Source organism: Streptomyces sp. NPDC020731 (assembly GCF_044334705.1).
Lineage (GTDB): Bacteria > Actinomycetota > Actinomycetes > Streptomycetales > Streptomycetaceae > Streptomyces.
In genome coordinates this window covers 106,098-128,225 of sequence record NZ_JBIRTN010000021.1, presented here as the reverse complement: position 1 = coordinate 128,225, position 22,128 = coordinate 106,098, and the positions used below count along the sequence as shown (strand labels likewise).

The window sequence follows — 22,128 nt, the reverse complement described above, 5'->3', positions numbered from 1 at the left end:
GCGGCTTCTGCGCAGGAGCTGGATACGGGTGAGCAGAACGCTGGCCGGGTGGTGGGCGGTGTGGAGTTCGCGTTGTGCGGCGGCCTGCTGGAGGAGTTGACGGGGTTGGTGGCCACGGGCTTCGGCGTCGGTGAGGTCGGGGGCGATCTTTCCGTCGGGGTGGAAGATCTGTTCGCGTCCTTGTCGAGGTCGCCGGAGCGGCCGACGGCGTAGCCGAGAAGGTCTCCGGACGGTCCACGGCGGGGGTTGACCAGGATGCCGTCGGCCTGGAGGCAGGCGAGGAGTTCCTCCGTGCTGCCGGCGTGGGGGATGGCGGCGCGGACAGGAGGAAGAAGCCCAGGAAGCAGGGCCGGGTCCTCCGCTCACGCATCGCTCACGCAAGCCACCCCGCGGCACCCGGGCCGTGTGACGTGTCATGCCCCGAGCACCACAGAAGGCCAGGTCACGGGCTATGTGACCTGGCCTTTTCCAGAGCCCCCTGTCGGATTCGAACCGACGACCTACGCATTACAAGTGCGTTGCTCTGGCCAACTGAGCTAAGGAGGCACCGCGCGGCGCGCGCGAAGGCGGGTCCACTGTACACAGAGCCGGTTTCGCCGGGCCACGCACTTGTGGGAGTGGCCCCCGATCGCTCACTCCAGGCCGTGGTCGAAGGTGTACGCCACCTTCGTCTCCCCGTGCCGGTAGGTGAACCCGCCCGTACCGCGCAGGCCGGTCAGTTCCCCGGTGCCCGAGCCCTCGACGACCTCGAAGACGCAGTGGACGGTGCCGTCGCTCTCGAAGCGGCCGCGCTCTTCGAGGACGAAGGTGCCCGCGCGGCCGTCGACCCGGCCGCTGACGAGTTCCATGCCCGCGAAGGTGCCGGTCCCCCCGGTCAGGTAGGCGATCGCGTAGTCGCAGGTGGTGGCCTCGGCCTCGATGCCGCCCGAGAAGGCGTTGGTGACGGTGGCGTTCGCGAGCCGGGGGAGGCTGCCTTCCCCGGTGACGGGGTTCTCCCTCCAGTCGGCGAAGGTGAAGTGGCCGGTGATCTTGGTGGTGGGCATGGACGTTCCCTTCCGGGGTGACCGACGGTGTGCCCCCACTCTCGTGCCCGTACCTGACATCTCCTGTCAGGTACGGCGGGAGAATGGGACCCATGCGCGCCGACCGGCTTCTCTCCCTGCTCCTGTTGCTGCAGAACCGCGGCCGGATGACCGCCCCCGAGCTGGCGGCCGAGCTGGAGGTCTCGGTGCGCACCGTGTACCGGGACGTCGAGGCGCTGGGCGCCTCCGGGGTGCCGGTGCGGGCCGAACGCGGGCCGGAGGGCGGCTACCGCCTGATGGAGGGCTACCGCACGCGGCTGACCGGTCTGACGGACGCGGAGGCCGGTTCGCTGGTCCTGGCCGGGCTGCCCGGACCGGCCAGGGACCTGGGGCTGGGTGCCGTGCTGGCGAGCGCCCAGCTGAAGATCGAGGCCGCCCTGCCGGGCGAACTGGCGGACCAGGCACGACGGGTGCGCGAACGGTTCCATCTGGACGCGCCGGCCTGGTTCCGGGACGCCGACCCCGTGCCGCACCTGGAGCCGATCGCGCGGGCGGTGTGGGAGCGGCGGGTGCTGGAGACCCACTACCGGCGCTGGCGCGGGGACGTGCGCCGGGAGATGCGTCCGCTGGGGCTCGTGCTGAAGGGCGGCATCTGGTACCTGGTGGCGCTGGCGGAGGACGCGGTGCGCACCTACCGGGTGTCGCGGTTCCAGGCGGTGACGGAGACCGGCGAGCGGTTCACCCGGCCCGCGGGCTTCGACCTGGCCGCGTACTGGGCGGAGTCCTCCCGGCGCATGGAGGCGGCGCTGCGACAGGGCACGGCCCGGCTGCGGCTGTCACCGCGCGGGCAGAAACTGCTGCCGATGCAGTTCGGGGCGGCGGGGGTGCGGGCGCTCGCGGACGCGGGGCCGGCGGACGGGCGGGGCTGGGTGGAGGTGGAACTCGCCGTCGAGTCGGAGGCGGTCGCGACCGGCGATCTGCTGCGGCTGGGCGTCGAGGCGGAGGTGCTCGGCCCGGCGGGGCTGCGGGAGGCGGTCGCCGCGGCGGTGGCGGTGCTGGCGGACCGGTACGCGGCCGGGCGTTGATCCCGTACGCGGCCGGGCGTTGATCCCCTACGCGACCGGAACGTCATCCCGACCGTCGAAAGTTTCCGTGAAATTCACAGTCCTGGAACTACTGACAACCAGGTGAACGCCGGGTACCGTCCTGTGCCAGTTCACTCATGTGGACCACACCACAACGGAACACCCGTCGTGGCATCACCTTCCTACTCGGATCGTCCGGCACGTTCCTGCCGGTAGAAGGGGACCATTCACCATGGCCACTGTCACGTTCGACAAGGCGACCCGGGTCTACCCCGGCTCCACCAAGCCCGCCGTCGACGCCCTGGAGATCGACATCGCGGACGGCGAGTTCCTCGTCCTGGTCGGCCCGTCCGGTTGCGGCAAGTCCACCTCGCTCCGCATGCTCGCGGGGCTCGAGGACGTGAACGGCGGCGCCATCCGCATCGGCGACCGCGACGTCACGCACCTGCCGCCGAAGGACCGGGACATCGCCATGGTGTTCCAGAACTACGCGCTCTACCCGCACATGTCGGTCGCCGACAACATGGGCTTCGCGCTCAAGATCGCCGGCGTCAACAAGGCGGAGATCCGGCAGAAGGTCGAGGAGGCCGCGAAGATCCTCGACCTCACCGAGTACCTCGACCGCAAGCCGAAGGCGCTCTCCGGTGGTCAGCGCCAGCGTGTCGCCATGGGCCGCGCCATCGTGCGTGAGCCGCAGGTGTTCCTCATGGACGAGCCGCTGTCCAACCTGGACGCCAAGCTCCGTGTGTCCACCCGTACGCAGATCGCGTCGCTGCAGCGCCGCCTCGGCATCACCACCGTCTACGTCACCCACGACCAGGTCGAGGCCCTCACCATGGGTGACCGTGTCGCGGTCCTCAAGGACGGTCTGCTCCAGCAGGTCGACACCCCGCGCAACATGTACGACAGGCCCGCGAACCTGTTCGTCGCCGGCTTCATCGGTTCCCCGGCCATGAACCTGGTCGAGGTCCCGATCGCCGACGGCGGTGTGAAGTTCGGCAACTCGGTGGTGCCGGTGCAGCGCGACGCGCTCTCCGCGACCAGCGACAAGACCGTCACCGTGGGCGTCCGCCCCGAACACTTCGACGTGGCCGGCCCCGACGTCGACAAGGGTCTCGCGGTCACCGTCAACGTCGTCGAGGAGCTGGGCTCCGACGCGTTCGTGTACGGCACCGCGCACGTCGGCGGCGAGACCAAGGACATCGTGGTCCGCGTCGGCGGCCGTGAGGTCCCGGAGAAGGGCAGCCAGCTGCACGTCGTGCCGCGTGCGGGCGAGACCCACGTGTTCTCGACGTCGACCGGTGCGCGCCTGTCCGACTGACACCGTTGCGCAGAAGGGCCCCGCAGATCACTGCGGGGCCCTTCGCGTTGTCGACAAATACCCCGGCAGAACGGTCATTTCGAGCGTTGTACGTCAACACGTGGCCCGGAGTTGCGGGTTCCGGGTCCCCCGTAACGGTGACGGAATGTTTTCTTGTCGCTACCGGGCGCTACCCTCACACGCGTGAAGCACTCCACTAACCGTCAGACGCGTCGCGGCCGGGGCCCCGCCCGCCGGATCGGCCGCTCCCTCGCCTTCGTCCTGCCCGTCGTCCTGGTGCTCTCCGGGACTCTCGCGGTCGCGCGGGTCAACTGGTCGGGGACCCCCTCGAGCCCCGTGCTCACGGCCTCGGACACCTCCGCCTCCGGCGCGTCCTCGCGTGCCGGCGCCCGGGCGCCGCAGCATGTGCTGCGGGACAAGCTGCTGGTCGAACTGCAGGAGGAGAACCCGGGCGTGGCACTCACCCACCTCCAGCAGGCCGTGAACGACCGCCCGTCGCTGGCGAAGCACTGCGCGTCCATCGCCCGCGCCCTCGGCAAGGCGGCGGTCCGCGTCCACGGCCCCACCCAGGCCCAGTCCTACGCCCGCCCGGTCTGCGACACCTCCTTCGCCTCAGGCGTCACCACAGCCAACCACTGACCACCGCTGCCTCGTTCCCACGAGCAACCGGATGCCGCCGTTCCCGCGGGCAGTCGTGCCGCAGGGCGGCACGGGTGGGCGCGACGGCACCCCGCAAACGCCGGGCTGCGCGCCCAGCCCCCGGCCGGCACCAGCACAAGGCGCCGGCACAGGGCACCTGCAAAAGCACCGGACGCCGCGCCGCGTAAAGTGCGGGCATGACCGATCCGCGTGCCGTCGCCCGTCCCGTACAAGCCGTGGTCCTGGCCGGAGGCCAGGGATCCCGGCTTCGTCCGTACACCGACGACCGCCCCAAGCCGATGGTCGAGATCCCCGGCACGGGAACCCCGATCATCGGCCACCAGCTCTCCTGGCTCGCCGAGGAGGGCGTGACGGACGTGGTGGTCTCCTGCGGCCACCTCGCCGACGTCCTGCAGAAGTGGCTGGACACCGCCGACCTGCCCCTGTCCGTCACCACCGTCGTCGAGACGGAACCCCTCGGCCGCGGCGGCGGCCTGAAGTACGCCGCCGCCCGCCTCCCGCACCCGGACCGGCCCTGGTACGCCACCAACGGCGACATCTGGACCCGTTTCTCGCTGCGCGACATGGCCGACTTCCACACCGAGCGGGACGCCGTCGCGACCCTCGCCCTGGCCCGCCCGCGCATCCCGTGGGGCGCGGTGCGCACGGACGGCTTCGGCCACATCACCGACTTCATCGAGGCCCCGCCGTCGCCCTTCGAGATCAACGCGGGCGTGTACGTCTTCTCCCCCGAGTTCGCCGGCCTGCTCCCGGAGCGCGGCGACCACGAGCGCACCACGTTCCCGCATCTCGCGCGTGAGCGCCGCCTGGCCGGTTTCCCGATCCCCCAGGGCTCCTACTGGCGCGCGATCGACACCGCGAAGGACCTGACGGAGGCGGCCAAGGAACTGGCGTCCCAGGGCCGCTGAACTCTTCCCGTCCATCCGTCACATCGTCCGGTCACCGTCCGTCAGTGAGGTGACGTGGCGGCACCGCCGCGTCGGACGAGTGGAAGGAAAGGACGCACGATGCTGACCGACGTCATGTACGTGACGATCAACGTGACCGACCAGGACCGGTCTCTGAGGTTCTACACGGACCAGCTCGGCCTGGAGAAGCGTGTGGACCATCCGGGCCCCGAGGGGCGCTTCCTCACGGTGGGCGTCCCGGGCAGTGCTCTGGAGTTCGTCCTGTGGCCGCACGCGGCGGCCGCGGGGCAGCCGGCCGAGGGAGAGCCGGACAAGGCGCTCAGTTCGTTCTTCCTCGAGTCGGACGACCTGAGGAAGGACTTCGTGGTGTGGCGCGACCGCGGTGTGACGTTCGACCGGCCCGAACCGGAGGACTACCCGTTCGGGGTGCGCATCGAGGCCGTGGATCCGGACGGCAACCGGATCGCGCTGCGCCAGCGCGTCCGGGCGGGCGGGGCGTGACGTCCGACCGTCCGTAGGCACCGCCGTACGACGGTTACGGCAGTGGGAGCCCCGCACGTCGTCCGTGCGGGGCTCCCACTGCCGTACACGGATGGCTGCCCCTATCCCAGGAGGCGGCCCACGAGTCCGGGCTCCCCGGAGGAACCGCCGCTGCCACCGCTCGGGGTGCCGCCGCCGCTGCCGCCGCCGGAGGCGCTGCCGCCGCCCGAGGTCGGGCCGGAGCTGGTGCTCGGTGCCTGGCCGGCCGGGGAGGACCGCTGGGGTGGGGCCTGCCCGGCGCTGCCCTGGGTCTGGCTGGGCGCGCCGGTGGCCGCGTCGGCGCCCTGGGTCGCGCCGGGGGTCATGGCGCCGGCGGACGGGCTCGCCGCGTCCGAAGTGGCGTCCCGGGTGGGCGAGGTGGAGGCGGACGGGGTCCGCTTCTCCTTCCGGCGTTCGCCGGACTCCGCCGGCAGCGGGGAGCCGGGGAGCTCGTTGCGCGGGGCCTCGCCTGGCCCGGGGACGACCACACGGTCGGCGTCCCGCACGGCACCGCCGAGCAGCGAGCCGACGAGCATGCTGAACCCGCAGACCACGAAGGTGACCAGGGCGCCCCGGCGCAGCACGTACCGGCGCAGGTCCCAGATGTCGGCGCGGGGACCGAGCCGGCGCCAGGCCCCGCCGGCGAGGCGGCCGTCGACGGAGTAGACGGGGGCGCCCGCGATGATCAGCGGCGACCAGGCGGCGAGGTAGATGATGTCGGGCGTCTCGTAGGCGGGGACGCTCTTCCAGCTGACGGTGACCAGCAGTGCCGCCGAGAGCACCGCCCCGACGACGGCGGCCAGGCGCTGCCAGCAGCCGAGGGCGGTCAGGACACCGACGACGATCTGTGCGAAGGCGATGGCCAGTCCGGAGCCGATGGGGTGCTCGAGGGCGAACTGGCGCAGCGGCTCGGCGACTTCCCACGGGTGCAGGGTGTGCAGCCACTTGACCATGGAGCCGCGCTTGCCGCCCTCGAAGTAGAGGGGGTCGCACAGCTTGCTCATCCCGGCGTAGACGGAGATGCCGCCGAGGAAGACGCGCAGCGGGAGCAGGACGACGCCGAGGTTCATCCGGCGCCCGGGGTAGTAGGCGTGCCGGGCCGGGTCGTCGCCGTGCCGCCTGGCGCGTCGGCCGGTGTCCTCGAACTCGTCGTCGTACGCGGGTTCACCGTAGGCGCTGCCGACCGTGCGCATGGGGGGCAGCAGGGGTTCGTCGGCGGGGCGGCGCTGGGCGCCGACGAACGGGGTTTCGAGGGGCTGGGTGGCCGGGTCGTCGGCGTAGTCGTATCCGGCGCCGGTGCGCGGGATGACCTGGGTGGCCCCGGCGTCGGTGAGCGGCTCGTCGGTGTGGCGGACGCCTTCGTGCCGTACGGCCTGGAGCAGTCGGTGGGCGCCGGTGTCGTCGGGCGCGGACCGGCCGCTCCAGACGACGGGCCGGCGGCGGGCGCCCGGCTGGCCCGGCGTGCCCACGGTGGTGACGACGGGGATGTGGGCGGTGTCCTCGGCGGCACTCGCGTGCCGTGCGATCCGCGGCGATTGGGCGCGCCGCGCCGAGACGCCCAGCTGCACGCGGAAGCTGGCGTGATTGACGATGACCTGCGCCGGATCGCTCGGTACCTTCACCATGCTCAGCGCGGGAACGTCGTCGAGTCCCGACGAGCGGTCCCCCGTGGGTGTGCGGGGTGTTCTGGTGTCCACACTCATCTAACCGAGTGACACGGCGTTAGGACACTGCCTTGACCCGCCGGAAGTGTCCGGACAGCATCAAGCCTGCCCGGACCACCCGGAACACCCCATGTGGGTGATCCCGTCGAACGCCCGTTCAGCCCCGCCGGCGCGCCGCCTCGTACAGCACGATCCCCGCCGCCACACCGGCGTTCAGCGACTCCGTGCCGCCCGGCATCGGGATCCGTACCCGGAAGTCGCAGGTCTCGCCGACCAGTCGGGAGAGCCCCTTGCCCTCGCTGCCGACGACGATGACGACCGGCCCGCTCAGCGCGTCCAGGTCGCCGAGCTCGGCCTCCCCGTCGGCGGCCAGACCGACGATCGCGACCCCGGCCTTCTTGTACGCCTCCAGCGCGCGCGTCAGGTTGGTGGCGCGGGCGACGGGCGTACGGGCGGCCGCACCGGCGGACGTCTTCCAGGCACCGGCGGTCATCCCGGCGGCCCGCCGCTCGGGCACGACGACGCCGTGGCCGCCGAACGCGGAGACGGACCGGACGACCGCGCCGAGGTTGCGCGGGTCGGTGACCCCGTCGAGGGCGACGATCAGCGGGTCCTGCCCCTCGTCGTGGGCGCCGGCGACGAGGTCCTCGGGGTGCGCGTACTCGTACGGCGGGACCTGGAGCACCAGGCCCTGGTGGTTCAGGCCGTTGGTCATGCGGTCGAGTTCGGGGCGGGGGGCCTCCATGAGGTTGATCCCGCCGCGCTCGGCCGCGAGCTGGAGCGCCTCGCGCACCCGCTCGTCGTTGTCGATGAACTGCTGGACGTACAGCGTGGACGCGGGCACGCCCTCGCGCAGCGCCTCGACGACCGGGTTGCGGCCGACGACGAGTTCGGAGGTCGAGCGGCCCCCGCCGCGCCGCTGCTGCTGCGAGCGCCCCTGGGCGCGGCGCACCTTCGACTGGGCGGCGCGCTGCTTGGCGTGCCCCTTGCGCATCTCGGCGGGCGGCGTGGGGCCCTTGCCTTCCAGGCCCCGGCGCCGCTGGCCGCCACTGCCGACCTGCGCGCCCTTCTTGCCGGACATGCGGCGGTTGTTCGCGGCCATGAGGTATCCGTCTCCATGAAGTCGTGGGTGGTGCTTGTGTGCGTACGTCTGTGAAGTGTGCCGCCCGGAGGCCCGGACGGCACAGTCGATCTTCAGGCGCCGAGGCCGACAGAGCCCGGCCCTCAGCGCGGGCCGAGACTCCAGCGCGGCCCCTGCGGGCTGTCCTCGATCACCAGACCGGACTGGTTGAGCTGGTCGCGGATGGCGTCCGCGGTGGGCCAGTCCTTGCGGACCCGGGCGGCCTCGCGCTGGTCGAGGACCATGCGGACCAGGGTGTCGACCACGCCATGGAGGTCCTCGCCGCGGTCGTTCTCGCCGGCCCAGTGCGGGTCCAGCGGGTCGAGGCCGAGCACGCCGAGCATGGCGCGGATCTCCGCGAGGCGGGCGACGGCCGCTTCCTTGTCGTCGGCGGCCAGCGCGCTGTTGCCCTGCCGGACGGTGGTGTGCACGACGGCGAGCGCCTGCGGGACGCCCAGGTCGTCGTCCATCGCCTCGGCGAACGCGGGCGGGACCTCGTCGGCGGGTTCGACGACGCCCCCGGCCTTCTCCACCACGCGCTGCACGAAGCCCTCGATCCGCGCGAACGCGGACTCGGCCTCGCGCAGGGCCTCCTCGCTGTACTCGATCATCGACCGGTAGTGCGGGGTGCCGAGGTAGTAGCGCAGCACGATGGGCCGCCAGCGCTTGACCATCTCGCTGACCAGTACGGAGTTGCCGAGCGACTTCGACATCTTCTCGCCGCTCATGGTGACCCAGGCGTTGTGCACCCAGTACCGGGCGAACTCGTCACCGTAGGCCTTGGCCTGGGCGATCTCGTTCTCGTGGTGCGGGAAGATCAGGTCGAGGCCGCCGCCGTGGACGTCGAAGGCGCTGCCGAGGTACTTGTGCGCCATCGCCGAGCACTCCAGGTGCCAGCCGGGGCGTCCGCGGCCCCACGGCGTCTCCCAGCTCGGCTCGCCGGGCCTGGCCGCCTTCCACATCGCGAAGTCGCGCGGGTCCCGCTTGCCGGTCTCGCCCGCGCCGGAGGGCTGGAGCAGGTTGTCCAGCTCCTGGTTGGACAGCTTCAGGTACTCGGGGAACGAGGCGACGGCGAAGTACACGTTGCCGTCGGCCTCGTAGGCGTGCCCGCGCTCGATGAGACCGCGCATCATCTCGACCATCTCGGTGATGTGGCCGGTGGCGCGCGGCTCGTAGGTCGGGGGCAGGCAGCCGAGGGCCCGGTAGCCGTCGGTGAAGGCGCGCTCGTTCTCGTAGCCGATGGACCACCAGGGGCGGCCCTGCTCGGCGGACTTGGCGATGATCTTGTCGTCGATGTCGGTGACGTTGCGGACGAACGTCACCTCCAGGCCGCGGTACTCGAACCAGCGGCGCATGATGTCGAAGTTCAGGCCCGAGCGGATGTGGCCGATGTGGGGTGCCGCCTGCACGGTGGCACCACACAGGTAGATCGAGACGCAACCCGGCTGGAGCGGGGTGAAGTCACGGATCTGCCGGGCGCTGGTGTCGTACAGGCGAATAGTCACGACACCAGGGTAGTAGGCGCGGACGTGTGCGCGGTGCGGCTCGCTGTTTCGACGACGTTTGTCATGGCGGGCGCGGTTGCCCGTCACGCGCGGGGTCGGCGGGTGCTTGTCGCGCCCGCGCGGCGGAGCCGCGTACCGGCACGGCCCCGCGCCCCTCTCGGGTCGGGACGATCAGCCCTCGTTGACGACCAGTGCCGTCGCCACCGCCATGAGGCCCTCGTCCCTTCCCGGGAAGCCGAGACCGTCCGTCGTGGCGCCCGAGACCGAGACCGGGGCGCCCACCGCCTCCGAGAGAAGCTTCTGCGCCTCCTCCCTGCGCTTGCCGATCTTCGGGCGGGGGCCGACCACCTGTACGGCGATGTTGCCGATGCGGAAGCCGGACTCCCGGACGATGCGCGCGGCCTCCGTCAGCAGGGTGACGCCCGACGCGCCCGACCACTCGGGGCGGCCGGTGCCGAAGTGCCGGCCCAGGTCGCCGAGGCCGGCGGCGGAGAAGAGGGCGTTGCAGGCGGCGTGGGCGACGACGTCCGCGTCGGAGTGGCCGGCGAGGCCGGGGCCCTCGCCCTCCCACTTCAGGCCGGCGCACCACAGTTCGCGGCCGTCCTCGAAGGCGTGGATGTCGGTGCCGATGCCGACCCGGGGCAGGGGGCAGGGCTGCTCAGAAGCCATCGTTGAGCCTCCTGCGGGCCAGGACCGCCTCGGCCAGGACCAGGTCGAGGGGGCGGGTGACCTTGAAGCCCTCCTCGTGCCCGGGGACGGTGACGACGGTGAGGCCGAGCTGTTCGACCATGCTCGCGTCGTCGGTGACGTTGTCCTTCACCGTCTCGTGCGCGCGCACCAGGGTGGCCCGGTCGAAGCCCTGCGGGGTCTGCACCGCCCGCAGCAGCGACCGGTCCGGGGTGGCGACCACGGGCTCCGGCCCGCCCGGGGCGGCGGCGGGTTCGACCTGCTTGACGGTGTCGGCGAGCGGCAGCGCGGGCACGACGGCCGGCGCTCCGTCGCGTACGGCCTCGATGACGGCGTCGACGGTGTCCACGGGGACGAGCGGGCGGGCCGCGTCGTGCACCAGGACGATGTCGTAGCCGGGCGGCAGCGCGTCCAGGCCGAGCTTCACGGACTCCTGGCGGCTCTCACCGCCGGGGACCACGACGAAGTCGGTGCGGTCGGGCAGCGCGTGCGCGTCGAGCAGCGACTTGACCTCGGGGGCGCCCTCGGGCGGGGCCACGACGACCACCAGGGAGACGGCGCGGGAATCGGCCATCGCGCGGACGGCGTGGATGAGCATGGGCGTGCCGCCCAGTGCGCGGAGCGCCTTGGGGGCGCCCGGGCCGAGGCGTACGCCACGGCCGGCGGCCGGGATCACGGCCGCCGTACGGGCGGTCGTACGGCCGGATGCGGGGTTCGGCGACGGCGGGGAGAGCGGATCGTCAGACATCGGTTCCTGTCAGGTTTGTGTGCTCGGCCCAGGTGGGTATGGCCTGTGCGTACCCCCTGCTCCCGGAGCGGGGGGAGTGCCGGGCGTGATGCCTTGACCAGCCCCTTCCGTGATTCTGGTCGAGTCGACCGCCCGGGCCCGGCACGCCAGGGGTGGGGACGTGAGTCATGACACATTCCCCGGCGCGGCGCAAGTGCAACGCTGAAAAGGCGTCCGGGTGCGAACATGCCGCAGCGCCCGGCGACATCCATGACGTCATCGGGCACCGCGGCATTTCGATGTGCTGAGTGCTGAGAATGAGCTGCGCACTGCGAATGCGAGCAGCTGTGACTCAGGAATCTCAGGAGGCGAGAACCTCGTCGAGCAGGGCCTCGGCCTTGTCCTCGTTGGTGTTCTCCGCGAGGGCGAGCTCGCTGACCAGGATCTGACGCGCCTTGGCGAGCATGCGCTTCTCACCGGCGGAGAGTCCGCGCTCGCGCTCACGACGCCACAGGTCACGCACGACTTCCGCGACCTTGATGACATCGCCCGAGGCGAGCTTCTCCAGATTTGCCTTGTAACGACGGGACCAGTTCGTGGGCTCCTCGGCATACGGAGCGCGCAGCACCTCGAAGACCCGGTCCAGCCCGTCCTGACCGACCACATCACGTACGCCGACGAACTCCGCATTGTCCGCTGGCACACGTACCGTCAGGTCGCCCTGGGCGACCTTCAGCACCAAGTAGGTCTTGTCCACGCCTTTGATCTGGCGAGTTTCGATAGCCTCGATCAGCGCGGCCCCGTGATGGGGATAGACCACGGTGTCGCCAACCTTGAACGTCATGTGACAGGTACCCCTTCCGTGGCTATCCAGGGTAACACGGATACGGCGTCTTCTGAATGGCGTTTTCGCAGGTCAGGGCCATTCTCAGGGCTTGACAACAGCGACAGGAACGTGCTGCGGACGCCTAACGGAAGCAGGTATTCGCAGGTCGGAGCGGCTCTTCGGCGCAAGCGAAACGCGTACGCTACACGCATCCGGAGCCCCGCACGAGCGGTTGAACATCCCCATATGTCCGGTTCCAAGTGCTCGACTTCCGCTACTCCGTTCGGTGCGCGGAGCCGGGTTCCGGTCGAATCCGGAATTGATCACACGGCCCGGGGATGAGCGGCCGGTGATCAATTCCGGAGGCCTCCACTCATTCCTTCGCGAGAAATGCGCGATCACTATGGGAATGGCGCGGGAGTGCGGCGTGAAAGTGACCCGAGTGACCGGTGAGTCACTTGTGGCTCAAGAGACGAGACACGCCCGCTCCCGACTGCGGACGAGGCAGTGACCAGGGGTTCCGGACACGCCTTCCCGGGTCAACGGGGGGCGTCTCGGGAGGGTCGGGTGCGGCCGTGCGGGAACGGCTCGGTAACCTGAGGCCGCTGACAGACCCTTAGGGCGGCTCAACCCGGTCGCCAAACGCTCGAGTAAGGAGTTGCCGCCGCCGTGAGCAGCAGCCTTCGACGCGGTGCTCTCGCCGCCGCCGCCATCGCGTTCTCGATCGCCTCGCTCTCCGCGTGCGCGGCCGGCAACAACGCCCAGACCCTGGAGATCCAGCCGGACAACGCGTCGACGACCGTCGGTGACATCAAGATCCAGAACGCCACGGTCATCACCCAGCCCGACCTGGAGTCGACGGGCCCGGCGGTCGTCTCCGCCACGCTGTTCAACGAGGGCCGCACCGACCAGACGCTGGAGTCGGTCACCCTCCCCGGCACCGACAAGACCGCCGAGCTGACCCCCGCCGAGGGCGGCAGCCTCACCGTCCCGGCCGGCGGCTCGCTGATCCTCGGTGGCGAGGGCAACGCGGCCGCCGTGCTGCCCAGCAGCCGTGAGGCCGTCCGGGACGGCAACGCGCAGAAGGTCACCTTCACCTTCAGCAAGACCGGTGACGTGAGCCTGCGCGCGATCGTCTTCCCGGCCGAGCACTTCTTCGAGAGCTGGGGCCCGACCGAGGCCGCGGCCGCACCGGGCGCCTCGACGGAACCGTCGACGGAGCCGTCGGCGGAGTCCTCCGGCGAGCCGGCCGACGGCACCACGGGCGAGACCACCGGCGCCCCGGAGGACACCGGGACCGGCGAGTCGGCGGGGACCGGCGGCTCCACGGAGACCGGCGACTCGACGGGCACCCCGACCGACGCGGCCTCCGCCAGCGCACAGACCGGCCACTGAGCACGGACACGAGCACGACGTGAAAGGGCGGGACCCCGAACAGGGGTCCCGCCCTTTCACGTCACCGCGGGCAACCGTGCCTCCCCCAGTGCCTCAGGGGTCCGGGAGGTGCCCCGCAGACGCCGGGCCGCGCAACACCCCCCGCCCAGCCCTCACACCGGCACCGGCACCGGACAACGCGGCGTCGCAGGCCTACGGCTCGAACTTGTATCCCAGCCCCCGCACCGTCACCAGATACCGCGGCGCCCCCGGATCCGGCTCGATCTTCGCGCGCAACCGCTTGACGTGCACATCAAGCGTCTTGGTGTCACCGACGTAGTCGGCCCCCCACACCCGGTCGATGAGCTGCATCCGCGTCAACACCCGCCCCGCGTTCCGCAGCAGCATCTCCAGCAGATCGAACTCCTTCAGCGGCAGATCGACCTTGGTGCCACCCACGGTCACCACATGCCGGTCGACATCCATCCGCACCGGTCCGGCCTCGAGCGCCGCGGGCGCGGCCTCCTCCGGCTCCCCGCGCCGCCGCAGCACCGCGCGGATACGGGCGACCAGCTCCCGCGAGGAGAACGGCTTGGTGACGTAGTCGTCGGCCCCTATCTCCAGCCCGACAACCTTGTCGATCTCACTGTCCTTGGCGGTCACCATGATGACGGGGACGTTGGAACGGCCGCGCAGCTGGCGGCACACCTCGGTGCCCGGCAGTCCGGGCAGCATCAGGTCAAGCAGAACGAGGTCGGCGCCGTTGCGCTCGAACTCGTCGAGTCCGTCGGGCCCGGTGGTCGCGACGGCGACCTCGAAGCCCTCCTTGCGGAGCATGTACGACAGGGCGTCGGAGAAGGACTCCTCGTCCTCGACGACGAGCACTCGGGTCACGGAAGGACCTCCGGGGAGGGAAGCGTTTCGTACGCGGATGAATCGGAAGAGTGGGGGGATGAGCAGGACGCCCGTCCGGCCTCACCGTCGAGGCCCTGGGTGTCGTCCTGGTGGGACATGTCGTCCCGGTGGGACATCTGGTGGGCGCGGTCGCGGGCCGCACGGGCCTCCGGCAGCCGCAGGGTGAAGGTGGAGCCCTGGCCCTCGGCGCTCCACACCGTGACCTCCCCGCCGTGCGAGGCGGCCACGTGCTTCACGATCGCGAGGCCGAGCCCCGTACCGCCGGTGGCACGGGAGCGGGCCGGGTCGACCCGGTAGAAGCGCTCGAAGACGCGCTCCTTGTCCTTCTCGGAGATGCCGATGCCCTGGTCGGTCACCGCTATCTCGATCAGGTCCCCGCCGGGCTGCGCGACCGTACGGGCCGCGATGCCCACGCGGGTGCGGGCGGGTGAGTAGTTGACCGCGTTCTCGACGAGATTGCCGAGCGCGGCGGCGAGCTGGCCACGGTTGCCCCACACGCGCAGGTCGGCCGTGCCGGCCACCCGTCGCCCGTCACCACCCTGATCGAGTCCTTCGGGCGCCAGGACGTTCGAGGCCATGGTGATCTCCTTGGTGCCCGCCGCGTGCCGGCAGCGGTCGATCGCCTCGGCGACCAGTTCGTCGACGCGGATGGGCTCGGCGTCCTCCAGCGGGTCGTCGTTCTGCACCCGGGAGAGGTCGATGAGCTCCTGCACCAGGTTCGTCAGCCGGGTCGCCTCGATCTGCATCCGCCCGGCGAACCGTTCCACCGCCTCGGGGTCGTCGGAGGCGTCCATCACGGCCTCGGAGAGCAGCGAGAGCGCCCCGACGGGGGTCTTCAGCTCGTGGCTGACGTTGGCGACGAAGTCACGTCGTACCGCCTCGATGCGGCGGGCCTCGGTGAGGTCCTCGACGAGCAGCAGAACGAGCCGGGAGCCGAGCGGCGCCACCCGCGCGGACACCGCGAGGGCCTCGCCGCGTCCGGTCCCCCGGCGGGGCAGGTCCAGCTCGACCTGGCGTATCTCGCCGTCGCGCCGGGTGTCACGGGCCATCTGCATCATCGGCTCCACGGCCAGCTTGCCGCCGCGGACCAGCCCGAGGGCGTACGCGGCGGAGCTGGCCTTGACCACGCCGTCGGCCTCGTCGAGGACGACGGCGGACGAGCGCAGCACGGACAGCACGGTGTCCACACCCGGCGGAAGCACCGGGTCCGTGTGCAGGGAGGTGCGCGTGGGGCGCCTCTGTTCGCGCTCGCTGAAGCGGAACGCCAGCATGGCGATGACGCCGGTGAGCACTCCGGCGATCGCTGCCACTGCGGCGACCGCCGCGTTCACGTCCATGCCCCCAGGTTAGGCATGGCACGGGCGGTGCCCACAGCCGTCGGCGTGCGAGCTCGAACACTCGTCGCCCAGAGTTCACCTTGGAGCCAGGGATGGTTCATTCGGGGTGCCGGAATCGGACGCGTACGGGACGGAACGTGGGAGCGTGGGGAGGAGCCCAGGCCCCTGAAGCCCGGACGAAGACGCACGAGAGGAACCCTGATGCGGGACGCGTACCACGAGGAACTGGATTCGATCGGCGACGGTCTGGTGGAGATGGCCCGGCTGGTCGGGTCGGCGATCGGACGCGCCACGACGGCCATCCTCGATGCCGACCTGAAGCTGGCGGAGAGTGTGATCGAGGCCGACCAGAAGGTCGACGAGCTCCAGCACGACCTGGAGGCCCGGGCCATCGCCCTGCTGGCCCGCCAGCAGCCGGTGGCGACCGACCTGCGGATAGTCGTCACCTCGCTGCGGATGTCGGCCGACCTGGAGCGCTCGGGCGACCTCGCCCAGCACGTGGCCAAGCTCGCCCGGCTGCGCTACCCGGAGCGCGGGATCCCGCGGGACCTGCACGCCACGATCCTGGAGATGGGCCAGCTCGCGCAGCGCCTGATGGCGAAGGCGGCCGAGGTGATCATCACCAAGGACGTCGACCTGGCGCTCCAGCTGGAGCAGGACGACGACGCGATGGACCTGCTGCACCGCACGCTCTTCCAGCACCTGATGGACGACCGCTGGAAGCACGGCATCGAGACGGCCGTCGACGTCACGCTGCTGGGCCGGTACTACGAGCGCTTCGCCGACCACGCGGTCTCGGTCGCCAAGCGCGTCGTGTACCTGGTCACCGGCGAACACGCGGACGAGATCCAGACGGACCTGCAGCCGGAGATCCAGGCGGTGACGGGGGCGGAAGGAGCCTGACCGGGGGCGTACCCGCGCGACGGAGCCCGGCCGGAGTGCGTACGAGCCTCAATGCGCCGTTGATGCGCCCGGCGGGACGGGCGTCCAATGGGGGGAGGCGTGCACAGGCGCCAGCCCCGAGGAGGGACCCATGGCCGATTCCCCCAGCACGACACCCGACCCCACGCAGGAGCGCGAGACCGAGCAACCCGCCGAGATCAGGAACCTCACCCTGATCGCCGCCTGCGGCTGCGGCTCGGGCTGCGGCTGCGGCTGCCAGTCGGGCAACCCCTGTCAGTGCGGCTGACGCCGTAGGCACCCGGCCCGCCACCGACCGAGGGCCCCGGGGCCCGTCATGGGCGCCGGGGCCCTCGGCGTACCGGTGGCCCCCTCCGCCGAAGCGGACCGGCGCAGCCGGCGCCTCTCAGGAGGCACTGACCTCCGCGGCCTTTCCCACCACGACCGCTTCCTTCTCCGGAAGCTCCTCCCCCGGAAGCTCTTCCTCCGGAAGCCGCCGCATCAGCAGCCCGTAGCCGAGGCCGGCCACCGTCCCGACGACGGCGCACATCCCCCACAGCCACTCGGCGCCCCAGTGGTCGATGACGAACCCGGACATCAGCGGGGCGACGAGGGAGGCGACCGCCCAGGACATGGTGTACATGCCCTGGTAGCGCCCGCGTCCGTGCACCGGGGAGAGCCGTACGACGAGCCCGGTCTGGGTCGGCGCGTTGACGATCTCGGCCAGCGTCCACACGCACACGGTGAGGGCGAAGACGCCGACCGACCCGGCGAAGGCGGTGAGCCCGAAGCCGTATCCGGCGAGCAGCGAGGAGATCACCAGCAGCCGCCCGGGGTCCCGGTGTTCGATGAACCGGGTGACGGGGATCTGCAGGACGACGATCAGTACGCCGTTGACGGCGATGGCCATGCCGAAGTCCGCGGGCGTGAACCCGGCCTCCCCCATGGCGATGGGCAGCCCCAGGTACCCCTGCTGGAAGACGAGGGCGATGAGGAAGGACAGCCCGACGACCCCCATGTACCGCCCGTCGCGCAGCACGGTCAGCAGGGAGACGGACCCGCTCCCCCCGGAGGTGTCCGGGGAGTCCTTGCCGCTCGGCCGGGACTCGGGCAGCTTCACGAAGACGAGCACGGCGCAGACCAGCGTCATGCCCGCCTCGATCAGGAACCCGATGAGGTAGCTGTACTCGGCGATGAACCCGGCGCCCGCGGAGGAGATCGCGAAGCCGAGGTTGATGGCCCAGTAGTTGAGCGAGAAGGCCCGGATACGGTCCTCCGGCCGCACGATGTCCGCCATCATCGCCTGCACGGCGGGCCGGGAGGCGTTGGAGGCCATGCCGACGAGGAAGGCCACGGCCGCGATGGCGACCGGGTCCCGCATGAAGCCGAGCAGCGCGACGGACAGGGCGGTGGCGGTCTGCGCGACGAGCAGCGTGGGCCGCCGCCCCAGCCGGTCGGTCATCACCCCGGCGCCCAGCGACGAGATGACTCCACCGAGCCCGTGCAGCGCGGCGACGAGCCCGGCGTAGGAGGCGGAGTACCCCCGGTCGAGGGTGAGGTACAGCGCCATGAAGGTGGCGACGAACGCCCCGAGCCGGTTGACGAGGGTGCTGGCCCACAACCACCAGAATTCGCGGGGAAGCCCCGAGACGGACTCGCGCGCGGCACGTCTCAGTCCGGCGACTGACATGGGACCCCCGTAGAAGATGTAAGCGCCTGATGCGGCATGCACACCTTACGAAAGGCCGGATCCCGGGGACCACCCGATTAACAGATCCCGTCAACCGTCCGCCAAGCGGGCAGGGCGCGCGGCCCCTGCGGGGCGTCGATTACGCTCGGACACATGGCCGACGCACCGTACAAGCTGATCCTCCTCCGCCACGGCGAGAGCGAGTGGAACGAGAAGAACCTGTTCACCGGCTGGGTGGACGTCAACCTCACCCCGAAGGGCGAGAAGGAGGCGACGCGCGGCGGCGAACTGCTCAAGGACGCCGGCCTGCTCCCCGACGTGCTCCACACCTCCCTCCAGAAGCGCGCGATCCGCACCGCGCAGCTCGCGCTGGAGTCCGCCGACCGCCTGTGGATCCCGGTGAACCGCAGCTGGCGCCTGAACGAGCGTCACTACGGCGCCCTGCAGGGCAAGGACAAGGCGCAGACCCTCGCGGAGTTCGGCGAGGAGCAGTTCATGCTGTGGCGCCGCTCCTACGACACCCCGCCGCCCCCGCTCGACAACGACGCCGAGTACTCCCAGTTCTCCGACCCGCGCTACGCGACCCTCCCGCCGGAGGTGCGCCCGCAGACGGAGTGCCTGAAGGACGTCGTCGTCCGGATGCTCCCGTACTGGTTCGACGCGATCGTCCCCGACCTCCTGACCGGCCGCACGGTCCTGGTCGCCGCCCACGGCAACAGCCTGCGCGCCCTGGTCAAGCACCTCGACGGCATCTCGGACGCCGACATCGCGGGCCTGAACATCCCGACGGGCATCCCCCTGTACTACGAGCTCGACTCGGACTTCAGCCCGGTCACCCCGGGCGGCAAGTACCTCGACCCGGACGCGGCCGCGGCGGCGATCGAGGCGGTCAAGAACCAGGGCAAGAAGAAGTAAGCCCGCACGAATAGGCCCCCTACCTGCGGTTTCTCCGCGAGTAGGGGGCTTGTCGTTGCCTCTGGGCCGCCTCTGGGCCGTCAGGTGCTGGACGGCTCCGGCCGGGCCGTGTCGAAGACGGCGGCGATTGCCTTGCGGGTCCGCTCCTGGCTCGACGGCATGAGGTGCGCGTACACGCGGAGCGTCAGGCCCGGGTCCGAGTGGCCAAGGTACTCGGCGAGGGCCTTGATGTTCTCGCCCGCGTCCAGGAGCACCGAGGCGTAGAAGTGACGGAGGGCGTGCATGCCGTTCTCTCGGGACTCGGCGTACGGCCGTCCCCGCTCGGGCACAGGGATGACGCCCGCTGCAGCCAGCGCCGGTTTCCACGCCTCCTCGTTGAGCGACGTACGCCAGACGTGCCCGCCGCGCGGCCCGGTGAAGATGAGTCGCTTGGTCACCGGAGGACCGTCGGCCACCTTCCACGGCAAGGTGATTTCGACCGGCGGGAACCGCTTCATGTGCGCCCGTAGTGCGTCGGCAACGGGGCCGGGAAGCGGCACGTCCCGCAGCTTGCCACCCTTCGGCGGCGCGAACACGGCCTTGCTGCGACTCAGCTTCAGTTGCTGGACCACGTGGAGCGTGTCCGACTCGAAGTCGATGGCGTCGACGGCCACGCCCAGGATCTCGCCCTGGCGGAGCCCGCAGCCGCCGCCCAGGTCGACCATGGCTTGGTAGCGCTCGGGCATGGCGGCCCGGACGGCGAAGACCCGCTCGGGTGTCCAGGGCACGACGCGCTTGTTGTCGACGGTCGGCGGCCGGACGGACCGGGCCGCACACGGGTTTCGGGGAAGGTGGCCGTCGTCCACGGCCGCGCTGAGCGCCGCGCGCACGTTGGAGTAGATGGTCCGGGCGTACGACCCGCGGATGCCGTTCTCCTGCAACTGCCGCACCCAGTCCCGGATGTGCGCTGGCTGGAAGGAGCCGAGCGGACGCGAGCCGAGGTAGGGGAAGGCGTGCAGCCGTAGCTGCGACTCTATCGAGGCTTGGGTGTTCGGGTCGGCGCCCTGCGTGGCGACCCAGCGCTCGGCGTACTGCTGAAAGGTGATCCGGGCGGCGCGCGGGTCGATGTACTGCCCGCGCGCCATGTCCGCCTCGATGTGCGCCAGCCACTGATCAGCGAGCCGCTTCTGACGGTCGGGGAAGCTCTTGGACTTCTCCGTACCGTCCGGGCCGACGTAGCGAGCGCGGTAGCGCTGACCGGACCCGTAGCGCTCGGTCTTGACCTTGCGCGCTTTCCCGTCCGGGCCGGTCTCGGTTCTGTACCAGCGGTCTTGGACGTGCCCGGCCATCAGGCGGCAGCCCCTTCCCGCAGGGACTCGACCCAGGCTTGGACGTCCGCAGGGTCGTAGCGCAGGTGCCGGCCGACCCGGAAGCCGCGGGGACCGGTGCGCTTGCGGCGCCACTGGTAGACCGTCTCGACGCTGGGCAGGTCGAACATCGCCACCAGGTCGTCAGGAGTCAGGTACCGCGACGGCAGAGGCCTCGGCTCGGGGGCCACGTCCACGACAGTGCTGCGTCGGCTAGCCATGGGCGGGCTCTCCTTCCGTTCCCGCATCGGGCTCGCGTGTAGCGGCAAGCCAGGCTTCTGCGGCAGTCAGGCCGGTACCGGCGAAGCGCCAGTGGCGGAGGACAAGGACGGTGCCGGGGTCGGGAAGCGGGTGGCCGGCCTCGGCCGCGCGTTCGCGGGCCAACGCTTCGTTGTGGTCGGCGCGTTCCTGGCGGAGGGTGCCGAGGGTGACGGAGTAGGCGCGGGACTTGGTGGAGAAGTGGCCACGGAAGCCGAGCATGTGGGCCCACTTGCGCAGGCGGAGGTCTTCCAGCTCGGGGAGCGCCCCGAGGTGCCAGCAGGTGAGGATCATGCGCCGGGCGTGGTCGGTGACGTCGGAGCCGATCAGGTCCGTGATCGGGTTGCGGATGGGGCGGTCGAGGGTGCCCGCGGTCTCGGCTCCCTTGGTGGCGTACTTGGCGATGTAGGCAGCCACGGCGCGGCTGGACAGTTCCGAGGTGCCGTTGAAGTCGGCTGAGCGGATGGGGCGGATGTCGAGCTGGTCGCCGAAGCGGAAGGCGTACGGGTGGCCGTCGAGGACTGGGCCGGGTGTTTCGGCTTGCATGGCCGCCGAGCGGATCGCGTCGGTGAGGAGTTCGGTGGTGGCCCAAGGCGGCGGGGTGTCCTCGGCACCGTCCGGGCCGTCGAGGCGGATGACGGCGTGGAAGTGGACGGCACCGCGCCGCTGGTACTCGGCGACCTTGGCGTAGGAGACCTTGAGGCAGTGCCGCAGTGCCGAACGGCTCAGGCCCGCGCGGGAGGCGAGGTGCTGGCGTAGGTAGGTGGTGAAGCGAGCCCAGAGCGCCCCGGCATGTGCGTTCCACAGGACGGCCGCGCGGTAGTCGTAACGGTCCGGGTCCAGGGGTGTGCCGAGGGCGGGGTCGTCGTCCGGGTGGAGGCGTCCGCAGTGGCAATGGCCACCGCCGGGGCGGTTGTGGACGGGGCCGAAGGACGGGGCGGTGAAGGTGGCGAAGACGCGCGGGTGTTGGGCCACGGCCGGGCCGATGCCTTTGCCGCCGCTCAGGCCGGCCGTGACGAGGTGGAAGGTGTCTTTGCGGTACACCTCGGCGCAGGATGCACACCGGGTGGCGCGGCGGTTGTTGCAGCGGATGAGGAGTTGTCCGGCCGGGAGGTCGCGGTCAGTGATTTCCCGGACTATCTCTCCGGTGGCGGCGTGGACGTCAATGCGGTGGCCCTCCATTCGGATGGGCCGCTCGCAGCCGCCGAGGCGCTGAATCTGGTGGGCGTAGGCGCTGAGGCCGCCGTGCCGGGCAAGTGCTGCCAGCTGGCGGATAGCTGCGGTCGTAGCCGCAGAAGTCATGTGGGGAGTCCTCCTTACGTGGGCGGGAGTCGGATTTCGTCGAGGGG

22 protein-coding genes, 1 tRNA gene and 1 pseudogene are annotated in these 22,128 nt (G+C 71.1%); 9 read left to right on the top strand and 15 right to left on the bottom strand.

Going from position 1 to position 22,128, the window contains the following annotated elements; genetic code table 11:
- Positions 1-129: 129 nt before the first annotated feature.
- From ACH4VX_RS29045 to ACH4VX_RS29035, 3 genes and pseudogenes are all read right to left on the bottom strand, one after another.
- Positions 130-323, bottom strand: a pseudogene (locus tag ACH4VX_RS29045) (mobilization protein); the annotation flags it as partial.
- 149 nt (positions 324-472) lie between these two features.
- Positions 473-546 (bottom strand) — tRNA-Thr (locus ACH4VX_RS29040).
- 86 nt (positions 547-632) lie between these two features.
- Entirely contained in the window at positions 633-1,043 is a 411-nt protein-coding gene (locus ACH4VX_RS29035; protein ID WP_398371452.1) for a DUF3224 domain-containing protein, read from the bottom strand.
- A gap of 92 nt (positions 1,044-1,135) precedes the next feature.
- On the opposite strand from ACH4VX_RS29035, the gene ACH4VX_RS29030 reads away from it, so the two are divergent.
- The 5 genes from ACH4VX_RS29030 to ACH4VX_RS29010 all read left to right on the top strand — a co-directional run bounded on the left by ACH4VX_RS29030 (position 1,136) and on the right by ACH4VX_RS29010 (position 5,497).
- Complete coding sequence (locus tag ACH4VX_RS29030; RefSeq protein ID WP_398371450.1) at positions 1,136-2,107, top strand: helix-turn-helix transcriptional regulator; 972 nt, start codon at positions 1,136-1,138, stop codon at positions 2,105-2,107.
- 232 nt (positions 2,108-2,339) lie between these two features.
- Positions 2,340-3,428: an ABC transporter ATP-binding protein gene (locus ACH4VX_RS29025; RefSeq protein ID WP_398371448.1), complete on the top strand. Its 1,089-nt coding sequence runs from the start codon at positions 2,340-2,342 to the stop codon at positions 3,426-3,428.
- Positions 3,429-3,611: 183 nt separating this feature from the next.
- The gene (locus tag ACH4VX_RS29020; RefSeq protein WP_398371446.1) at positions 3,612-4,067 is read left to right on the top strand and encodes a hypothetical protein; all 456 of its coding nucleotides are present in this window, start codon (positions 3,612-3,614) and stop codon (positions 4,065-4,067) included.
- Between the two features lie 197 nt (positions 4,068-4,264).
- Positions 4,265-4,996 carry an NDP-sugar synthase gene (locus ACH4VX_RS29015; RefSeq protein WP_398371444.1) on the top strand — a complete coding sequence of 244 codons (732 nt, stop codon included), beginning with the start codon at positions 4,265-4,267 and terminating at the stop codon, positions 4,994-4,996.
- A gap of 99 nt (positions 4,997-5,095) precedes the next feature.
- A complete protein-coding gene (locus ACH4VX_RS29010) occupies positions 5,096-5,497 on the top strand; it encodes a VOC family protein (RefSeq protein WP_398371442.1) in 402 nt (133 codons plus the stop codon).
- Positions 5,498-5,598: 101 nt separating this feature from the next.
- Here the strand turns inward: ACH4VX_RS29010 and ACH4VX_RS29005 are convergent, their stop codons facing one another.
- The 6 genes from ACH4VX_RS29005 to ACH4VX_RS28980 form a co-directional block, all read right to left on the bottom strand.
- A complete protein-coding gene (locus ACH4VX_RS29005; protein ID WP_398371440.1) occupies positions 5,599-7,218 on the bottom strand; it encodes a DoxX family protein in 1,620 nt (539 codons plus the stop codon).
- 118 nt (positions 7,219-7,336) lie between these two features.
- A complete protein-coding gene (rlmB, locus tag ACH4VX_RS29000) occupies positions 7,337-8,281 on the bottom strand; it encodes a 23S rRNA (guanosine(2251)-2'-O)-methyltransferase RlmB (RefSeq protein ID WP_398371438.1) in 945 nt (314 codons plus the stop codon).
- 122 nt (positions 8,282-8,403) lie between these two features.
- Positions 8,404-9,804 carry a cysteine--tRNA ligase gene (gene cysS, locus ACH4VX_RS28995; protein WP_398371436.1) on the bottom strand — a complete coding sequence of 467 codons (1,401 nt, stop codon included), beginning with the start codon at positions 9,802-9,804 and terminating at the stop codon, positions 8,404-8,406.
- A 171-nt stretch (positions 9,805-9,975) separates the two neighbouring features.
- Positions 9,976-10,473 (bottom strand): 2-C-methyl-D-erythritol 2,4-cyclodiphosphate synthase, encoded by a 498-nt coding sequence (gene ispF, locus ACH4VX_RS28990; RefSeq protein WP_398371434.1) that lies wholly within the window; start codon positions 10,471-10,473, stop codon positions 9,976-9,978.
- Positions 10,463-11,239, bottom strand: coding sequence for a 2-C-methyl-D-erythritol 4-phosphate cytidylyltransferase (gene ispD, locus ACH4VX_RS28985; RefSeq protein ID WP_398371432.1), 777 nt, complete (start codon positions 11,237-11,239; stop codon positions 10,463-10,465). Before ispD ends, ispF begins: the two co-directional genes overlap by 11 nt.
- A gap of 340 nt (positions 11,240-11,579) precedes the next feature.
- Positions 11,580-12,062: a CarD family transcriptional regulator gene (locus ACH4VX_RS28980; protein WP_003953493.1), complete on the bottom strand. Its 483-nt coding sequence runs from the start codon at positions 12,060-12,062 to the stop codon at positions 11,580-11,582.
- Between the two features lie 651 nt (positions 12,063-12,713).
- On the opposite strand from ACH4VX_RS28980, the gene ACH4VX_RS28975 reads away from it, so the two are divergent.
- Positions 12,714-13,439 carry a DUF461 domain-containing protein gene (locus ACH4VX_RS28975; protein WP_398371430.1) on the top strand — a complete coding sequence of 242 codons (726 nt, stop codon included), beginning with the start codon at positions 12,714-12,716 and terminating at the stop codon, positions 13,437-13,439.
- A gap of 192 nt (positions 13,440-13,631) precedes the next feature.
- Here ACH4VX_RS28975 and ACH4VX_RS28970 read toward each other — a convergent pair whose 3' ends face one another.
- Both ACH4VX_RS28970 and ACH4VX_RS28965 read right to left on the bottom strand, forming a co-directional pair.
- Positions 13,632-14,312 (bottom strand): response regulator transcription factor, encoded by a 681-nt coding sequence (locus ACH4VX_RS28970; protein WP_016825667.1) that lies wholly within the window; start codon positions 14,310-14,312, stop codon positions 13,632-13,634.
- A complete protein-coding gene (locus ACH4VX_RS28965) occupies positions 14,309-15,670 on the bottom strand; it encodes a sensor histidine kinase (RefSeq protein ID WP_398371428.1) in 1,362 nt (453 codons plus the stop codon). The genes ACH4VX_RS28970 and ACH4VX_RS28965 overlap by 4 nt, the downstream gene beginning before the upstream one ends.
- A gap of 201 nt (positions 15,671-15,871) precedes the next feature.
- Between ACH4VX_RS28965 and phoU the strand changes: the two genes are divergently transcribed.
- Positions 15,872-16,573, top strand: coding sequence for a phosphate signaling complex protein PhoU (phoU, locus tag ACH4VX_RS28960; RefSeq protein WP_398371426.1), 702 nt, complete (start codon positions 15,872-15,874; stop codon positions 16,571-16,573).
- A 130-nt stretch (positions 16,574-16,703) separates the two neighbouring features.
- Positions 16,704-16,859, top strand: coding sequence for a hypothetical protein (locus tag ACH4VX_RS28955; RefSeq protein WP_398371424.1), 156 nt, complete (start codon positions 16,704-16,706; stop codon positions 16,857-16,859).
- Positions 16,860-16,976: 117 nt separating this feature from the next.
- Here the strand turns inward: ACH4VX_RS28955 and ACH4VX_RS28950 are convergent, their stop codons facing one another.
- On the bottom strand, positions 16,977-18,260 hold the full coding sequence (locus tag ACH4VX_RS28950) for an MDR family MFS transporter (protein WP_398371422.1): 1,284 nt from the start codon (positions 18,258-18,260) through the stop codon (positions 16,977-16,979).
- Between the two features lie 153 nt (positions 18,261-18,413).
- Between ACH4VX_RS28950 and ACH4VX_RS28945 the strand changes: the two genes are divergently transcribed.
- Complete coding sequence (locus ACH4VX_RS28945; protein WP_398371420.1) at positions 18,414-19,175, top strand: phosphoglyceromutase; 762 nt, start codon at positions 18,414-18,416, stop codon at positions 19,173-19,175.
- Between the two features lie 80 nt (positions 19,176-19,255).
- Here the strand turns inward: ACH4VX_RS28945 and ACH4VX_RS28940 are convergent, their stop codons facing one another.
- The 3 genes from ACH4VX_RS28940 to ACH4VX_RS28930 are packed head-to-tail and all read right to left on the bottom strand — an operon-like array spanning position 19,256 to position 22,081.
- The gene (locus tag ACH4VX_RS28940) at positions 19,256-20,503 is read right to left on the bottom strand and encodes a tyrosine-type recombinase/integrase (RefSeq protein ID WP_398371418.1); all 1,248 of its coding nucleotides are present in this window, start codon (positions 20,501-20,503) and stop codon (positions 19,256-19,258) included.
- The gene (locus ACH4VX_RS28935) at positions 20,503-20,742 is read right to left on the bottom strand and encodes a helix-turn-helix transcriptional regulator (RefSeq protein ID WP_398371416.1); all 240 of its coding nucleotides are present in this window, start codon (positions 20,740-20,742) and stop codon (positions 20,503-20,505) included. The genes ACH4VX_RS28940 and ACH4VX_RS28935 overlap by 1 nt, the downstream gene beginning before the upstream one ends.
- A complete protein-coding gene (locus tag ACH4VX_RS28930; protein WP_398371414.1) occupies positions 20,735-22,081 on the bottom strand; it encodes a replication initiator in 1,347 nt (448 codons plus the stop codon). Before ACH4VX_RS28930 ends, ACH4VX_RS28935 begins: the two co-directional genes overlap by 8 nt.
- Positions 22,082-22,128 lie beyond the last annotated feature (47 nt).

Excerpts from the sequence above, each read along its gene's own strand:
- ACH4VX_RS29035 (WP_398371452.1), bottom strand. The coding sequence starts at position 1,043 with ATGCCCACCACCAAGATCACCGGCCACTTCACCTTCGCCGACTGGAGG.
- ACH4VX_RS29030 (WP_398371450.1), top strand. The coding sequence starts at position 1,136 with ATGCGCGCCGACCGGCTTCTCTCCCTGCTCCTGTTGCTGCAGAACCGC.
- ACH4VX_RS29025 (WP_398371448.1), top strand. The coding sequence starts at position 2,340 with ATGGCCACTGTCACGTTCGACAAGGCGACCCGGGTCTACCCCGGCTCC.
- ACH4VX_RS29015 (WP_398371444.1), top strand. The coding sequence starts at position 4,265 with ATGACCGATCCGCGTGCCGTCGCCCGTCCCGTACAAGCCGTGGTCCTG.
- ACH4VX_RS29010 (WP_398371442.1), top strand. The coding sequence starts at position 5,096 with ATGCTGACCGACGTCATGTACGTGACGATCAACGTGACCGACCAGGAC.
- ACH4VX_RS29005 (WP_398371440.1), bottom strand. The coding sequence starts at position 7,218 with ATGAGTGTGGACACCAGAACACCCCGCACACCCACGGGGGACCGCTCG.
- rlmB (WP_398371438.1), bottom strand. The coding sequence starts at position 8,281 with ATGGCCGCGAACAACCGCCGCATGTCCGGCAAGAAGGGCGCGCAGGTC.
- ispF (WP_398371434.1), bottom strand. The coding sequence starts at position 10,473 with ATGGCTTCTGAGCAGCCCTGCCCCCTGCCCCGGGTCGGCATCGGCACC.
- ispD (WP_398371432.1), bottom strand. The coding sequence starts at position 11,239 with ATGTCTGACGATCCGCTCTCCCCGCCGTCGCCGAACCCCGCATCCGGC.
- ACH4VX_RS28980 (WP_003953493.1), bottom strand. The coding sequence starts at position 12,062 with ATGACGTTCAAGGTTGGCGACACCGTGGTCTATCCCCATCACGGGGCC.
- ACH4VX_RS28965 (WP_398371428.1), bottom strand. The coding sequence starts at position 15,670 with ATGGACGTGAACGCGGCGGTCGCCGCAGTGGCAGCGATCGCCGGAGTG.
- phoU (WP_398371426.1), top strand. The coding sequence starts at position 15,872 with ATGCGGGACGCGTACCACGAGGAACTGGATTCGATCGGCGACGGTCTG.
- ACH4VX_RS28955 (WP_398371424.1), top strand. The coding sequence starts at position 16,704 with ATGGCCGATTCCCCCAGCACGACACCCGACCCCACGCAGGAGCGCGAG.
- ACH4VX_RS28950 (WP_398371422.1), bottom strand. The coding sequence starts at position 18,260 with ATGTCAGTCGCCGGACTGAGACGTGCCGCGCGCGAGTCCGTCTCGGGG.
- ACH4VX_RS28945 (WP_398371420.1), top strand. The coding sequence starts at position 18,414 with ATGGCCGACGCACCGTACAAGCTGATCCTCCTCCGCCACGGCGAGAGC.
- ACH4VX_RS28940 (WP_398371418.1), bottom strand. The coding sequence starts at position 20,503 with ATGGCCGGGCACGTCCAAGACCGCTGGTACAGAACCGAGACCGGCCCG.
- ACH4VX_RS28935 (WP_398371416.1), bottom strand. The coding sequence starts at position 20,742 with ATGGCTAGCCGACGCAGCACTGTCGTGGACGTGGCCCCCGAGCCGAGG.
- ACH4VX_RS28930 (WP_398371414.1), bottom strand. The coding sequence starts at position 22,081 with ATGACTTCTGCGGCTACGACCGCAGCTATCCGCCAGCTGGCAGCACTT.